This is a genomic window from Thioalkalivibrio sp. ALE10, from assembly GCF_000381385.1.
Classification (GTDB): Bacteria; Pseudomonadota; Gammaproteobacteria; order Ectothiorhodospirales; family Ectothiorhodospiraceae; genus Thioalkalivibrio.
The window spans coordinates 506,844-521,548 of the sequence record NZ_KB906450.1 but is presented as its reverse complement, the minus strand read 5'-3'; the positions used below and the strand labels follow the sequence as shown (position 1 = coordinate 521,548).

Below are 14,705 nucleotides of genomic sequence, written 5' to 3'. Positions count from 1 at the left end.
CTGTGCTGTTTGCCGCCGCGAACGAAGAACCGCGCAGAATACCAGTCACCCCGCCCCCCTTCCAGACAGTCCCGGATCTGCCGAATGGTTCCGTCGCGCGCAACCGCAACGCCGCGCACGGCCATCTAGACTTCAGGATACATACCCTTGACGCATCGACCGATGCGAAGGAGGTGCAGCATGATCTCCCTGATCCAGCGCCGTTATCCGGACGACCTTTCCGAAATCCGGCCCCGTCACGGGTACGAGGAGGCCACGCCCGGCGTACGCCGGATCGAGGCCGGCCGCCCGCTGCGCTGGCTGGGCGCCGGCTGGCACGATCTGCGGCATGCCCCGGCCGGGCTGCTGCACGGCCTGATGGTGACCGCGATCGGAGCCGTCATCATGGGTGTGCTCTGGTCCTGGCCGTGGGCCGGGGTTGCCGCCCTCACGGGCTTCCTTCTGGTCGGACCTGTCCTCGCCACCGGCCTCAACGGCCTGGCCCGGAGCATCGAACGCGGCGAGACCGTCGGCCTGCGCTCGGGCTTCGGCGCGCTGGAGGCGACCGGCGGTGCCATCTGGGCCTTCGCCGCCCTGCTGGCCTCGATCTTCCTGGCCTGGACCGCCTTCGTGTGGCTGTGGATGGGGGTCCTCAACGTCGGCCACGCCGGACTCCTGGGCCCGCTGCACGAGGCCCTTCCGGTCCTGCTGGGCAGCACCAGCGGACTGATCTCGCTGGCCGGTCTGGTCGTCGCCGGTGCGGCTCTCGCGGTCGTGGTTCTGGCGCTCTCGGTGGTCACGATCCCGACCCTGCTGGACCGCCGGACCGGACTCATGACGGCGATGGGCACCAGCCTGAAGGCCCTGCGCACCAGCCCGGCCGCCACACTGATCTGGGCCGCGCTGATCACCGTTCTGTTCGCAGTCTCGGTGGCCACCGCTCTGCTGGCCCTGATCGTCGTGTTCCCCTGGCTGGGCTACGCCATGTGGCACGCCTACCGCGACCTGGTCGAACCCCCGGAGGAGGCGGCACCGACGACCTGACGCAGGCCCCGTTACCGGCACTCACGGACGCGTCGGCGGGTAACGGGGTATCACTCCACGGGGCGCACGCCCGGCCGGGGGATGCGCCCCGTTCTGTCTACGGGCGACAGGAAGACCCGGCCGCGCGCCCGTTTCGGGGCATGCTCGTGCTAACGTACCTCCGAGCACCGATCAATCCGGAGTGATGCCGATGAGCGACAAGAACAGGAATCCCGAGGGCGGGCAGGAAGAGGACCAGCATGAACGCGAATCGCGCCTGAGCGATGCCTACCACCGCATGCTGCACGAGGTCACCGAAGACCTCGAGAAACTGGAGGAACGCACCGGCAAGGCCATCAGCCAGGCGCTCGAGGGCGCACGCGACCGGGTACATAATGCCACCGACCTGACGCGCGAAGAGGCCCACGAGGTGATGGAGTACCTGCAGCGCGACCTGCAGGACCTGGGTGCCTACATCGACGCACGCAGCGAGGACTGGCGCAGCTGGCTGCGCATCGATATCGGCCTGATCGAGGCCAGCATCAAGAACGCCCTCGAGCGCATCGCCGATCGCACCCGGGTGGAGATCACCGAGCTGACGGCCCGCGCACAGGTGATGGGCGAATGGCACACCGGCGAGATTACGGGCCCCGGGGAACTGGTCTGCAAGCACTGCGGACACCCGCTGCACATGGAGAAGGTCGGGCGCATCCCGCCCTGCGCGCAGTGTCACCACACGGCGTTTCGTCGGGGACCGCCGCCGGAGGCGGACGCCGGCTGACCTCCGTGGAGCGGGGGGTAGTCGGGTGGAGGAACCCGGGTCGAGCAAACCCGGGGCGGCGGTCAGTCCTGGTCTTCGGCGCCGGCCCGCCGCCGACCGACCGCCGCGCCCAGCACCACCAGCACCAGTGCGGCCAGCACCGCCGGCCCCTCGCCCATCGCCGCGGCCGGGGTGATGCCGCTGCGGGGCTGGATCTCGCCATGCAGCGTCGTCGGCTCGAACAGCGGCGTGGCATCGATCAGGCGGCCGTCCGCATCGATCAGTGCGGATACCCCGGTATTGGTCGCGCGCAGCATCGGACGTCCGGTCTCCACCGCCCGCACCCGCGCGATCTGCAGGTGCTGGGCCGGCGCCAGGCTGTCGCCGAACCACGCATCGTTGGACACGTTGACAAGGAAGCCGGCCTCCGGCAGCGCGGAACGGATGTGCCGGGCATAGGCCGATTCGTAGCAGATGCTCGCCCCGGCGGTGCGCCCCGCCAGCGTGATCCGACCGTCATCCTCCCCCCGGGCCAGATCGGACATCGGGATCATCAGCAGCCGGTCGAGCCAGGCCAGCTGCTCGCGCAGCGGGATGTACTCGCCGAACGGCACCAGCTGACGCTTGTGATAGGCCTCGCCGCCGGGATAGGTCAGGATCGCGTTATGGATATCCCCGTCGCGGTGACCGTCGAACAGCCCGGTCACCAGCTGCGCGTCCTCGCCCGGCAGCTCCGCGGCCACCTGTTCCAGCGCCCCGGCCACCTCGCCAGTCAGCGCGGGGATCGCGGTTTCCGGCCACACCACCAGATCCGCCGGCTCGGCCTGCGCGGTCAGCTCGCGGTACACCTCCAGCGAGTGCCGGATGCCGTCCGGGGCCCATTTGCGCTCCTGCTCGATGTTGCCCTGCACCAGCGTCGCGCTGACCGGCTCGCCGTCGGGCTCGGTCCACTGCAACGGCAGCAGGGCCGCGGAGACCACCACCACGCCCGCCACCAGACCCACGCCGATGCCGCGCGAACGCCGCCCGGCCGCCAGCACCAGTCCGGCGGCGATCAGTGCCACCATCAGGCTGGCCGCCAGCTCGCCACCCAGCGGCAGCCAGGACGCCAGCGGCGTCTCCAGCGTGGCATGGCCGAACAGCAGCCAGGGGAATCCGGAGAACAGCCAGGAACGTGCCAGTTCCAGCAGCACCAGCCCGCCGGCCAGGGCCAGCAGGCCCTCCATTCGGTGCAGCGGCAGAAAGCGCGCGGCCAGCGCACTCAACAATGCCGGGTACAGCGCCATCACCAGCACGAAGGCCACCGTGATCACGCTGGCGACCACCAGCGGGGCCTGGCCGAACACCAGCAGACTGTTGAAGATCCAGGACGTGCCGGCGCCGAAGAATCCCAGGCCGAACAGCCAGCCGAACCACGCGGCACGCCGTGGCCGCCCCTGCACCCGCACCAGCAGCCCGAACCACACCGCCAGCGCCAGCGGCGCGGCGGTGAACAGCCCCACCGGCGCGAACGCCAGCACCGCGAACGCGCCGGCCAGCAAGGCCAACAGGCCACCGACCCGGCGGCCGGTCAGGTCGGGCAGTGGCAGGCCGCGCATCACGGGACCTCCGTGCCGGATTCGCCGGGGCCGGACGACGCCGCCGGCCCTGCGGCGGGCTCGGCCAGACGCATCTCCACCAGGTGCAGCCGGCGATTGTCCGCACGCAGCACGCGAAACTGCATGCCATCCAGGGTCAGGGTCTCGCCGCGGTGCGGCACATGGGCAAAATGCGACAGCAGCAGCCCGCCCACGGTGTCGAAGGCATCCTCGTCGTAGGCCGTCTGGAAATAGGCGTTGAATTCGTCCAGCGGGGTCAGCGCCTTGATGGTGTAGCGCCCGCCGGGGTGCTGCATGATCTGGGTCAGATAGTCCTCGACATCGTGCTCGTCCTCGATCTCGCCGACGATCTGCTCCAGCACGTCCTCGATGGTCACCAGCCCGGCCACCCCGCCGTACTCATCGACCACGATGGCCATGTGATTGCGGCTCAGGCGGAATTCCTTCAGCAGTACGTTCAGGCGCTTGCTCTCGGGCACGAACACCGCCGGGCGCAGGATCTCCTGCATGTCGAACCCGGCGTCATCGGGATCCCCGAAGAAACGCAGCAGGTCCTTGGCCAGCAGGATCCCGACCACCTCGTCGCGATGGTCGCCAACCACCGGCAGGCGCGAATGGGCCGACGCCACCACGTCGGGCAGGAATTCCGACAGCGGGGCATCGCGCCGCACTACTTCCATCTGCGCACGCGGGATCATGATGTCGCGCACCTGCATGTCGGCGACATTGAGCACGCCCTCCAGCATGGTCAGCGCCTCGGGATCCAGCAGCTCGCGTTCCTGCGCCCCGCGCAGGGTCTCGACCAGCTCCCGCCGGCTGCGCGGTTCGCGCCGCAGACGGCGCAGCAGCGGCTCCAGCAGGCGCCGCCAAAGCGACAACCCGCCAGTGGCGGCCCCGGGCTCAGGCGCCATGAACACTCCGTGCGCCGCCCGCGCGCCGGGTCTCCGGCACGCGGTACGGGTCCGCAAGTCCGAGGCCGGCCAGGATCGCGGTTTCCAGGGCCTCCATCTCGGCCGCCTCGTCAGCGTCCTGATGATCGAACCCCTGCAGATGCAGCATCCCGTGCACCACCATGTGGGTGTAATGGTCGGCCACCGGCTTGCCCTGCTCGCGCGCTTCGCGCTGCAGCACCGGATCGCACAGCACGATATCGCCGAGACCGCCCGGGCCGGCCTCCGGCGGGAGCGGCATGTCCTCCGGCACCGGGAACGACAGCACATTGGTGGCCCGGTCGCGACTACGAAAGGCCCGGTTCAACTCGCGCCCCTCGTCGGCATCCACGATCCGCAGGGTCACGCCGGTCGCGGCCTCGCCGCGCCAGGCCGCGCGGGCGGCGGCATGCAGACGCCGCGCCGCGGGCACGCCGGCCCGCGGGACGGCATACTGCACCGCGACCTCAAGCGTCATCGCCACGCTCCTCTTCGTGCGCATCGTAGGCCTGCACGATGCGCTGCACCAGCGGATGGCGGACCACGTCCTCGCCGCGGAAGTGGTGGATGCCGACGCCCTCCACGCCCTCGAGGATGCGGATCGCATGCCGCAGGCCGGAATGCTGCCCGCGCGGCAGGTCCACCTGGGTCACGTCGCCGTTGACCACCGCGGTCGAGCCGAAGCCGATGCGGGTGAGGAACATCTTCATCTGTTCGACGGTGGTGTTCTGCGCCTCGTCGAGGATGATGAAGGCCTCGTTCAGGGTGCGCCCGCGCATGTAGGCCAGCGGCGCGACCTCGATTACCTGGCGCTCCATCAGGCGCGCGGTCTGGTCGAATCCCATCAGCTCGTACAGGGCGTCATACATCGGCCGCAGGTAGGGGTCGATCTTCTGCGCCAGGTCCCCGGGCAGGAATCCCAGGCGCTCGCCGGCCTCCACCGCCGGGCGCACCAGTACCAGGCGCTGGACGCGGTCCTGCTCCAGCGCGGCCACCGCCGCGGCCACCGCGAGGAACGTCTTGCCGGTGCCTGCCGGGCCGATGCCGAAGGTCAGGTCGTTGCGACCGATCCCGGCGATATACCGCGACTGGCGCGGACCGCGCCCGCGGATCGCGGCACGTTTCAGCCGCAGCACCGGATCGGGCGTGTCGGATGAGCTGTCGGCCAGGGCCTCGACATTGGCTTCCTGCAGGGCGGTGTGGACCTGCTCCAGGGAGACCGGCTCCTCCTGCGCCATGCGATGCAGATCGTGGATCAGCGCACCGGCCGCATCCACCGCGGCGCTGGGCCCGGTGAGGTTGAAGCGCGGCCCCCGGTTGTGGACGGCGACGCCCAGGCGGTTCTCGATCAGACGCAGGTGGGCATCCAGCGGACCGGACAGGCGTGCCAGGGTCTCCTGGTCGCCCGGTTCCAGGGTGAAATCCAGTCGGTTTGCCATGCCGGGTTCAGGCGGTCGCGGCGGCGGCAACGGGTTCGACCACCCGGCGCCCGCGCAGGGAGTGGGCAAGGGCCTCGGTGATCTCCACCGGCACCATCTGCCCGATCAGGGACGGGTCGGCGGGGAAATTCACGATGCGGTTGTTGGCGGTGCGCCCGGCCAGCTCGTCCGGATTGCGCTTCGCCGGCCCCTCCACCAGTACCGGCTCGATACCCCCCACCATGGACTGGTTGCGCTCGCGGCCATGCCGCTCGATGACGGCCTGCAGCTCCGCCAGCCGTGCCTTCTTCACCGCCATGGGGACGTCGTCGGGCAGCGAGGCCGCCGGCGTACCCGGACGCGCGCTGTAGATAAAGCTGAAGGAAAAATCGAAGTGCAGTTCCTCGATCAGGTCCATGGTCGCCCGGTGATCGGCGTCGGTCTCGCCGGGGAAACCGACGATGAAGTCCGACGACAGGTCCAGCTCCGGGCGCGCCTCGCGCAGGCGACGGATCTTCGCCTTGTACTCGAGGATGGTGTGCCCGCGCTTCATCTGCGCCAGGATCCGGTCGGAACCGCTCTGCACCGGCAGATGCAGGTGGCTGACCAGCTTGGGTTCGTCGGCGAAGGCCTGGATCAGGGAGTCGGAGAACTCCACCGGATGCGAGGTGGTGAAGCGGATGCGCTCGATCCCGTCCACCGCCGCCACGTAGTGGATCAGCAGCGCAAGATCGGCCGTGTCGCCGTCCTCCATCGGACCGCGATAGGCATTGACGTTCTGCCCCAGCAGGTTGATCTCCTTCACCCCCTGCTCGGCCAGCGCCACCACCTCGGCGATCACGTCGTCGAAGGGGCGCGAGATCTCGTCACCGCGGGTATAGGGCACCACGCAGAACGAACAGTACTTGGAACAGCCCTCCATCACCGAGACGAAGGCCGTGGGGCCCTCGGCCTGCGGTTCGGGCAGGCGGTCGAACTTCTCGATCTCGGGGAACGAGATGTCCACCACCGGGGCCCGCGCCCGCTGCGCCTCGCGGATCATCTCCGGCAGGCGGTGCAGGGTCTGCGGCCCGAACACCAGATCCACGTACGGCGCGCGCTGACGCAGGGCCTCGCCCTCCTGACTCGCCACACAGCCGCCGACCCCGATCACCATCCCCGGCCGGCGCTCCTTGATCGCGCGCCAGCGGCCCAGCAGCGAGAAGACCTTCTCCTGGGCCTTCTCGCGGATCGAACAGGTGTTCAGCAGCAGGACATCGGCCTGTTCGGGATCCTCGGTACGCTCCGCGCCGCCGTCCGCCTTCAGGGCGTCCAGCATGCGGTCGGAGTCGTACTCGTTCATCTGACAGCCGTGGGTCTGGATGTAGATCTTGCGGGTCATTGCGTGTCGGCCACCTCAGCTGATGTGCCTTTTAGAACGGGACGTCATCGTCATCGAAGGAGCCGCCCGGACCGGACGACGGGGAGGACGAACCGCCCCCGAAGCCGTCGCCACCGCCACCGGGGCCCGGGTCGTAACCGCCGCCGTAGCCACCACCGGCAGCAGCGGCACCGCCGGCGCCACCGCCTCCGCCGCGTCCACCGACCAGCTGCATGTCACTGGCGACGATCTCGGTGGTATAGCGATCCTGACCGTCCTGCCCCTGCCACTTGCGGGTCTGGATCCGGCCCTCGATGTACACCTGGGAGCCCTTGGACAGATACTGCGCGGCGATGTCGGCCAGACGGCCGAACATCACGACCCGGTGCCATTCGGTGTTTTCGCGCCGCTCCCCGCTCTGCTTGTCGGTCCACTGCTCCGTGGTGGCCACGCGGAAGTTGGTGACGGTCGCCCCGCCGGGCGTTTCGCGCTTTTCGGGGTCGGCACCGAGGTTGCCGAGAATGATCGCCTTGTTGACTCCGCGGGCCATGGGAACTCCTTGTGTCGGGCACGGGTTAATCGAGTCGATAGTGTAGCAGGCGCTGACGGGCGCAACAGAACCCGCCCGCGTGACGCGGGTCGCCGCGCGGCGCGAGCGCGGGCTTCACCCGGCCGGACCGCGCTCCAGGCGTTCCCGCAGCGATCCGTCCGCCTGCACATCGGGATGCAGACGCACATAAACCGAGCCTGCATCCGGCGACAGCGCGACCTCGGCCACGCCGGGACAGCCGCGCAGTTCACTCAGCAGCCTCCCCGGCTGCCCCTCCCAGACCGTCGGCACCGCGAGCGTCCGGGTCACGTAATGCTCCGGGCTGCCCCCGCGAGCCAGCAAGAGCCAGATCACCAGCGCCGGCACACTGGCCAGCAGGACCGTCACGGGCCCGCCCAGACCCAGCAGCACCCCGCCCAGCGCGCCACCGGCAAAGATCCCGAGGAACTGGGCGGTCGCGAACCCGCCCATCGCGGTGCCCTTGTGGGCCAGCGGGGCCGCGCGCGACACCATCGCGGGCAACCCCGCCTCCAGCAGGTTGAAGGCCGCGAAAAAGCCGACCATCAACAGCGCCAGCCACCAAACGCCGCCGTCAAGATGGAAAGCCAGGGCCAGGCCGGTCTGCACGAGCACCAGCAGGGCAATCGCCAGCAGCAGCACGCCGTGCATGCGCCTGCGCCGCTCGCCGAGGATGACCCCCGGCAGCATCAACGCAAAGCCGGCCAGCAACACCGGCAGGTAGAAGGCCCAGTGTTCGGCCGCCGGCAGGCCGGCCCCCGCCACCAGGTACGTCGGCAGCACCAGAAAATTGGCCGCCAGCACCAGATGCAGGATGAAGATCCCGGCATTGAGCCGCGCGAGCTCCGGGTCCGCCAGCACCCGCGGCAGCATGCCCCATTGCGGGACCATGTCCGGATGCTGGCGCATTCGACCCGGCGACGGGACCCACAACAGGAGGATCAGCAGTGCCAGCACCCCCAGCCCCGCCGCAACCAGGAAAATGCCGGAAAGACCGACGCCGCGATCGAGCAGCGGCCCCAGTGCCATCGAGACGGTGAACGTGAGCCCGATGGTCAGGCCGATCACCGCCAGCGCCCGGGTCCGGCGTTCCTCGGCGATCAGGTCGGCGGTCAGCGCCAGCACCACTGCGGCCACCGCACCCGCTCCCTGCAGGGCCCGGCCAAGGATGATCCCGTGGATATCCTCCGCCAGTCCCGCCACCAGGCTGCCGAGCACGAACAGGCCCAGGCCGGCCGCGATGAGCGGCTTGCGGCCGAGGCGATCGGAGAGCAGACCGAACGGAATCTGCAGGGCCGCCTGGGTCAGACCGTAGATCCCCAGCGCCAGCCCGGCGAGCAGCGGCGTGGCACCCGGGATGTCGTCGGCGTGCAGCATGAACACCGGCAGGATCAGGAACAGACCGGCCATGCGCACGCCGTAGATGGCCGCCAGTCCGGAGGTGGCTCGCAACTCGCGGGCATTCATGTGGTCAGGACTCCTGCATGGCACGCCGGTGAACGAACGCGGACGGGAGTCTACCAGAGCCCCGGGCCTCCGGCGGGCCGTGACCGGGTGTTACCATGGCCGGCTGGCAGCCGCCGGCTGCCCTTCCCAACGACTCCGGAGTATCCGTCGTCCCATGATGCAGAACATCCAGATCCGCGGCGCCCGCACCCACAACCTCAAGGACCTGCATATCGAACTGCCGCGCGAGCGGCTGATCGTGATCACCGGGGTCTCGGGGTCGGGCAAGTCGTCGCTGGCCTTCGACACCCTGTTCGCGGAAGGCCAGCGACGCTACGTCGAGAGCCTGTCGACCTACGCGCGACAGTTCCTGTCGATGATGGAAAAACCGGATGTCGACCAGATCGACGGTCTGTCCCCGGCCATCTCCATCGAGCAGAAAAGCACCTCGCACAACCCCCGCTCGACCGTCGGCACCATCACCGAGATCTATGACTACCTGCGCCTGCTGTTCGCCCGCGCCGGCGAGCCGCGCTGTCCGGATCACGGCGAGACCCTGGCCGCACAGACCATCTCGCAGATGGTCGACCAGGTACTGGAGATGCCCGAAGGCGAGAAGCTGATGCTGCTGGCGCCGGTGGTGCGCGACCGCAAGGGCGAACACCACAAGCTGCTGGAATCCATGCGTGCCCACGGGTATCTGCGTGCGCGCATCAACGGCGAGATCCACGAACTGGACGCCCTGCCCGAGCTGGACCCCAAACGCAAGCACAACATCGAGATCGTCATCGACCGCTTCAAGGTCCGCGAGGACCTGCGGCAGCGCCTGGCCGAATCCTTCGAGACCGCGACCGAGCTGGCCGACGGCCTGGCACTGGTCGCCTGGATGGACGAGCCGGAACGCGAACCGATGACCTTCTCGGCCCGCTTCGCCTGCCCGGTGTGCGGCTATGCGCTGCGCGAACTGGAACCGCGCCTGTTCTCCTTCAACAATCCCGCCGGTGCCTGCCCCACCTGTGACGGCCTGGGCGTGCACCAGTATTTCGACCCCGAGCGCGTGGTCGCCCAGCCCGAGGTCAGCCTGGCCGGTGGCGCGGTACGGGGCTGGGATCGCCGCAACGCCTGGTACTTCAGCCTCCTGAACAGCCTGGCACGCCATTACGGCTTCGATGTGGAGACGCCGTGGAAGGATCTGCCGGCGGAGGTCCGGGCCGTAATCCTGCACGGCTCCGGCACCGAGGAGATCCCCCTGAGCACCCCGGCCGCGAATGGCCGCCTGCGTACCGACCATCGGGTCTTCGAAGGCATCATCCCCAACCTCGAACGCCGTTACCGCGAGACCGATTCGGCGGCCGTGCGCGAGGAACTGGGGCGCTATCTCAACGAGCAGCCCTGCCCCTCGTGCCATGGCACCCGTCTCAATGCCGCCGCGCGCAACGTGTTCGTCAAGGACCACACCCTGCCGGAGATCACGCACATGAGCGTCGCCGGCGCCCAGGCCTTCTTCGACGACCTCGAGCTGCCAGGGCGGTTCGCACGCATCGCGGAAAAAATCGTTCGCGAGATCGCCGCCCGGCTCGGTTTCCTGGTCGATGTCGGCCTGGACTACCTGACGCTGGACCGTTCCGCCGAAACCCTCTCCGGTGGCGAGGCCCAGCGCATCCGCCTGGCGTCACAGATCGGTTCGGCACTGGTGGGCGTGATGTACATCCTCGACGAACCCTCCATCGGCCTGCACCAGCGGGACAACGCGCGCCTGCTCAACACCCTGGCCAGCCTGCGCGACCTCGGCAACACGGTCATCGTGGTGGAACACGACGAGGACGCCATCCGCGAAGCCGATCATGTCCTCGACATCGGCCCCGGGGCCGGCCGCCATGGCGGCGAAGTCGTGGCCGCGGGCACACCGGCCGAGATCGCCGCCAGCGAGGATTCCCTGACCGGCGCCTACCTCTCCGGGCGGCGCAGTATCGCGATCCCCGAACAGCGCCACGCCGCCGATCCGGACCATGTGCTTCGGGTTTGCGGCGCGCGCGGCAACAATCTCCGCGGCGGCGACTTTGAATTCCCGCTGGGGCTGTTCACCTGCGTGACCGGGGTTTCCGGCTCCGGAAAGTCGACACTGGTCAACGCCACCCTGTATCCCGCCGCCGCCAACACCCTGCACAACGCGCGGCACCCGGTCGCCGACCACGAACGCATCGAAGGGCTTGAACGAATCGACAAGGTAGTCGACATCGACCAGAGCCCGATCGGCCGCACGCCACGATCCAACCCCGCGACCTACACCGGACTGTTCACCCCAATCCGGGAGCTGTTCGCCGCCACTGCCGAGGCCCGTTCACGCGGTTACAAGCCAGGCCGGTTTTCCTTCAACGTGCGCGGGGGCCGCTGCGAGGCCTGCCAGGGTGATGGCGTCATCAAGGTCGAGATGCATTTCCTCCCGGACGTCTACGTGCCCTGCGACGTCTGCCGCGGCCAGCGCTACAACCGCGAGACCCTCGAGGTTCGTTACAAGGGGAAGAACATCCATGAAGTCCTGGAGATGACCGTCGAAGAAGCCCTGGAACTCTTCCAGCCGGTACCGGTCATCCATCGCAAGCTCGAGATGCTGATGGAGGTCGGGCTTTCCTACATCCAGCTCGGGCAGAACGCAACCACCCTCTCCGGCGGCGAAGCACAGCGCATCAAGCTCGCCCGTGAACTGTCCAAACGCGACACCGGCAAGACCCTCTACATCCTCGACGAACCAACTACCGGGCTCCACTTCGAGGATATCGCCCAGCTGCTTCGCGTCCTCCATCGCCTGCGCGACCACGGCAACACCATCGTGGTCATCGAACACAACCTTGACGTCATCAAGACGGCCGACTGGCTGGTGGACATCGGACCCGAGGGCGGCAGCGGGGGCGGCCAGCTGATCGTCGCCGGAACACCCGAAACCGTCGCGGCCACCCCCGCCAGCCATACCGGCCACTTCCTCGGCCCGATGCTCGCCCCGTGGCCCGCTACCGAGGATGCCCCTGCCTGACGCGGACGGCTCAAACTCGTACCGCCCGCGCTGACACCCCACCCCCGAGCACCATGCTCAAACGAAAAAGGCCGCCCCGAAGGGCGGCCTTCTCACCGCGACAGCCGACGTGGTGTCAGGCCGCCTCCTCCTCGTCCGGCATCGGGCGGTCCACCAGCTCCACGTAAGCCATCGGAGCATTGTCTCCTGCGCGGAAGCCGCACTTGAGGATGCGCAGATAACCACCCGGACGCTCCTGGTAACGCGGACCAAGCTGGGTAAACAGCTTGCCCACGGTTTCCTTGTCCCGCAGGCGGGAGAAGGCCTCGCGCCGCGCATGCACGCTGTCATTCTTCGACAGGGTGATCAACGGCTCGGCTACCCGGCGAAGCTCCTTCGCCTTGGGCAGCGTGGTCTTGATCAGTTCGTGCCGAAACAGCGCATTCGTCAGCGCCTGCATGGTGGCCTTGCGGTGCGAACTGTTGCGGCCGAGCTGCCGGCCGGAATGACGATGACGCATTGGACTATCCTCTGAATGCTATTGGCGTGTGACGCCCACTGATTACTCGTTCTCGTCCCGCAGACCCGGCGGCGGCCAGTTTTCCAGCCGCATGCCCAGGGACAGCCCGTGGGTCGCCAGCGTATCCTTGATCTCGGTCAGCGACTTCTTGCCGAGATTCGGGGCACGCAGCAGTTCCACTTCCGTACGCTGGACCAGATCACCGATGTAGTACAGGTTCTCGGCCTTCAGGCAGTTCGCCGAGCGCACTGTCAGCTCCAGCTCGTCCACCGGGCGCAGCAGCACCGGATCCACCGCGCTGGCACCACCGGTCGCGGTTTCGGCGGCCTCTTCCTGCAGATCGACGAACAGCGCAAGTTGCCCCTGAAGGATCGTCGCTGCCTGCCGAACGGCATCGTCCGGAGCGATGGCCCCGTTCGTTTCCAGCTCCAGCACCAGCCGATCCATGTCCGTACGCTGGGCCAGGCGGGCGCTTTCCACCCGATACGCCACACGCCGAATCGGACTGAACGTCGCGTCCAGCTGCAGACGACCAATCCCGGTCTCGTCCGTCTCCCCGCCACTCTGGCGCGCGGTGACCGGCTCGTAGCCTTCCCCCGTCCGCGCCGTCAGCGTCATGTCCAGCTCAACGTCCTTGTTGATGGTGGCGATTACGTGCTCCGGATTGACCACTTCCACGTCATGGTCCATCTGGATGTCCGCGGCGGTCACGGTACACGGCCCTTTTTTCTTCAGCGTGAGCGTCGACTCATCCCGCGCATGCATGCGCAGCGCCACACCCTTCAGGTTAAGCAGGATGTCCACGACGTCTTCCTGCACACCCTCAATGGTCGTGTACTCGTGCAGCACGCCCTCGATGCGGGCTTCGACGATCGCCGCACCCGGGATCGAAGACAGCAGCACCCGCCGCAGCGCATTGCCGAGCGTGTGCCCGAATCCCCGCTCCAGCGGCTCGAGCGCCACGCGCGACTGATTCCGCGCCTCGGACTCGACCTCGATCTGCTGCTTGTTGACCAGTTCGTTGGCTTGCATTGATGCTCCCGGCGAAATGCCCGCTGGCGGTTACTTCGAATAAAGCTCGACGACGAGCGACTCGTTGATGTCGGCCGGCAGATCCGCACGATCCGGCACCGCCTTGAAGGTGCCCTCGAACTTGCTGCTGTCGACCTCCACCCACTCGGGCAGACCGCTTTGCTCGGCCAGGGTCATCGAATCCTGGATCCGAACCTGTTTGCGGGCCTTCTCGCGAACACTGACGACATCCGCCGGCTGAACCTGATAGGCCGCCACGTTTACAACCCGGCCATTGACCAGAATCGCGCGATGCGCCACCAGCTGGCGCGCTTCGGAGCGCGTCGAGCCGAAGCCCATGCGATAGACCACGTTATCCAGACGGCCTTCGAGGAGCTTCAGGAGATTCTCGCCGGTCGAACCCTTTCGTTGCGCAGCCTTGTGGTAGTAGTTACGAAACTGCTTTTCCTGCACACCGTACGTCCGGCGCAGCTTCTGCTTCTCCCGCAGCTGGACCGCATAATCCGAAAGCCGCGTGCGGCGTTCGCCATGCTGCCCCGGCGGCTGATCCAGCTTGCACTTCGTCTCGAGTGCGCGCGCCCGGCTTTTCAGACCGAGATCGGCACCCTCGCGACGACTCAGTTTGCACTTCGGTCCAATATAACGACCCATAATTCGACTCCAGCCTCAGACGCGCCGCTTCTTGGGCGGCCGGCAACCATTGTGCGGGATCGGTGTCACGTCACTGATGTTCGTGATCTTGAAACCCGCGTTATTCAGCGCACGCACCGCCGACTCGCGCCCCGGCCCCGGGCCGCGGACCTCGACGTCCAGGTTCTTCACCCCGTGCTCCGCCGCCGCATTGCCGGCGCGCTCGGCCGCCACCTGCGCGGCAAAGGGCGTCGACTTGCGTGAACCGCGAAAGCCGGACCCCCCGGACGTCGCCCAGCTGATCGCATTGCCCTGGCGATCGGTGATGGTGATGATCGTGTTGTTGAACGTCGCATAGACATGCGCGACGCCCTCGGCGATGTTCTTGCGGACCTTTTTCTTGGTCCGGGTCTGCGCTTGTGCCATTAACCT

At 68.0% G+C, this 14,705-nt stretch carries 14 protein-coding genes; 3 read left to right on the top strand and 11 right to left on the bottom strand.

Going from position 1 to position 14,705, the window contains the following annotated elements; translation table 11 throughout:
* Window positions 1-180: 180 nt before the first annotated feature.
* Both F788_RS0102630 and F788_RS0102625 read left to right on the top strand, forming a co-directional pair.
* Window positions 181-1,023 carry a DUF2189 domain-containing protein gene (locus tag F788_RS0102630; RefSeq protein ID WP_019021403.1) on the top strand — a complete coding sequence of 281 codons (843 nt, stop codon included), beginning with the start codon at window positions 181-183 and terminating at the stop codon, window positions 1,021-1,023.
* Between the two features lie 190 nt (window positions 1,024-1,213).
* Window positions 1,214-1,783, top strand: coding sequence for a zinc ribbon-containing protein (locus F788_RS0102625; protein ID WP_019589167.1), 570 nt, complete (start codon window positions 1,214-1,216; stop codon window positions 1,781-1,783).
* Window positions 1,784-1,845: 62 nt separating this feature from the next.
* Here F788_RS0102625 and lnt read toward each other — a convergent pair whose 3' ends face one another.
* The 7 genes from lnt to F788_RS0102590 all read right to left on the bottom strand — a co-directional run bounded on the left by lnt (window position 1,846) and on the right by F788_RS0102590 (window position 9,102).
* Entirely contained in the window at window positions 1,846-3,360 is a 1,515-nt protein-coding gene (gene lnt, locus F788_RS0102620; protein WP_019589166.1) for an apolipoprotein N-acyltransferase, read from the bottom strand.
* On the bottom strand, window positions 3,360-4,271 hold the full coding sequence (locus F788_RS0102615) for an HlyC/CorC family transporter (RefSeq protein ID WP_019589165.1): 912 nt from the start codon (window positions 4,269-4,271) through the stop codon (window positions 3,360-3,362). Before F788_RS0102615 ends, lnt begins: the two co-directional genes overlap by 1 nt.
* The gene (ybeY, locus tag F788_RS0102610; RefSeq protein WP_019589164.1) at window positions 4,261-4,767 is read right to left on the bottom strand and encodes an rRNA maturation RNase YbeY; all 507 of its coding nucleotides are present in this window, start codon (window positions 4,765-4,767) and stop codon (window positions 4,261-4,263) included. The genes F788_RS0102615 and ybeY overlap by 11 nt, the downstream gene beginning before the upstream one ends.
* Window positions 4,757-5,728 carry a PhoH family protein gene (locus F788_RS0102605; RefSeq protein WP_019021406.1) on the bottom strand — a complete coding sequence of 324 codons (972 nt, stop codon included), beginning with the start codon at window positions 5,726-5,728 and terminating at the stop codon, window positions 4,757-4,759. Before F788_RS0102605 ends, ybeY begins: the two co-directional genes overlap by 11 nt.
* Before the next feature lie 7 nt (window positions 5,729-5,735).
* Window positions 5,736-7,088: a tRNA (N6-isopentenyl adenosine(37)-C2)-methylthiotransferase MiaB gene (gene miaB / locus F788_RS13310; RefSeq protein ID WP_019021407.1), complete on the bottom strand. Its 1,353-nt coding sequence runs from the start codon at window positions 7,086-7,088 to the stop codon at window positions 5,736-5,738.
* Window positions 7,089-7,119: 31 nt separating this feature from the next.
* Window positions 7,120-7,617, bottom strand: coding sequence for a single-stranded DNA-binding protein (gene ssb / locus F788_RS0102595; protein ID WP_018870655.1), 498 nt, complete (start codon window positions 7,615-7,617; stop codon window positions 7,120-7,122).
* Between the two features lie 114 nt (window positions 7,618-7,731).
* The gene (locus F788_RS0102590; protein WP_019589163.1) at window positions 7,732-9,102 is read right to left on the bottom strand and encodes an MFS transporter; all 1,371 of its coding nucleotides are present in this window, start codon (window positions 9,100-9,102) and stop codon (window positions 7,732-7,734) included.
* Between the two features lie 157 nt (window positions 9,103-9,259).
* On the opposite strand from F788_RS0102590, the gene uvrA reads away from it, so the two are divergent.
* The gene (gene uvrA / locus F788_RS0102585) at window positions 9,260-12,112 is read left to right on the top strand and encodes an excinuclease ABC subunit UvrA (protein ID WP_026332682.1); all 2,853 of its coding nucleotides are present in this window, start codon (window positions 9,260-9,262) and stop codon (window positions 12,110-12,112) included.
* A 115-nt stretch (window positions 12,113-12,227) separates the two neighbouring features.
* Here uvrA and rplQ read toward each other — a convergent pair whose 3' ends face one another.
* Genes rplQ through rpsK form a run of 4 tightly spaced genes read right to left on the bottom strand, consistent with a single transcriptional unit; the run spans window position 12,228 to window position 14,699 of the window.
* Window positions 12,228-12,611, bottom strand: a complete 384-nt coding sequence (gene rplQ / locus F788_RS0102580; protein ID WP_018870658.1) for a 50S ribosomal protein L17 — start codon at window positions 12,609-12,611, stop codon at window positions 12,228-12,230.
* Window positions 12,612-12,653: 42 nt separating this feature from the next.
* Window positions 12,654-13,643, bottom strand: a complete 990-nt coding sequence (gene rpoA / locus F788_RS0102575; protein WP_019589161.1) for a DNA-directed RNA polymerase subunit alpha — start codon at window positions 13,641-13,643, stop codon at window positions 12,654-12,656.
* Between the two features lie 30 nt (window positions 13,644-13,673).
* Window positions 13,674-14,294 carry a 30S ribosomal protein S4 gene (rpsD, locus tag F788_RS0102570; protein WP_018870660.1) on the bottom strand — a complete coding sequence of 207 codons (621 nt, stop codon included), beginning with the start codon at window positions 14,292-14,294 and terminating at the stop codon, window positions 13,674-13,676.
* A gap of 15 nt (window positions 14,295-14,309) precedes the next feature.
* Complete coding sequence (gene rpsK, locus F788_RS0102565; RefSeq protein ID WP_018870661.1) at window positions 14,310-14,699, bottom strand: 30S ribosomal protein S11; 390 nt, start codon at window positions 14,697-14,699, stop codon at window positions 14,310-14,312.
* Between the last annotated feature and the right edge of the window lie 6 nt (window positions 14,700-14,705).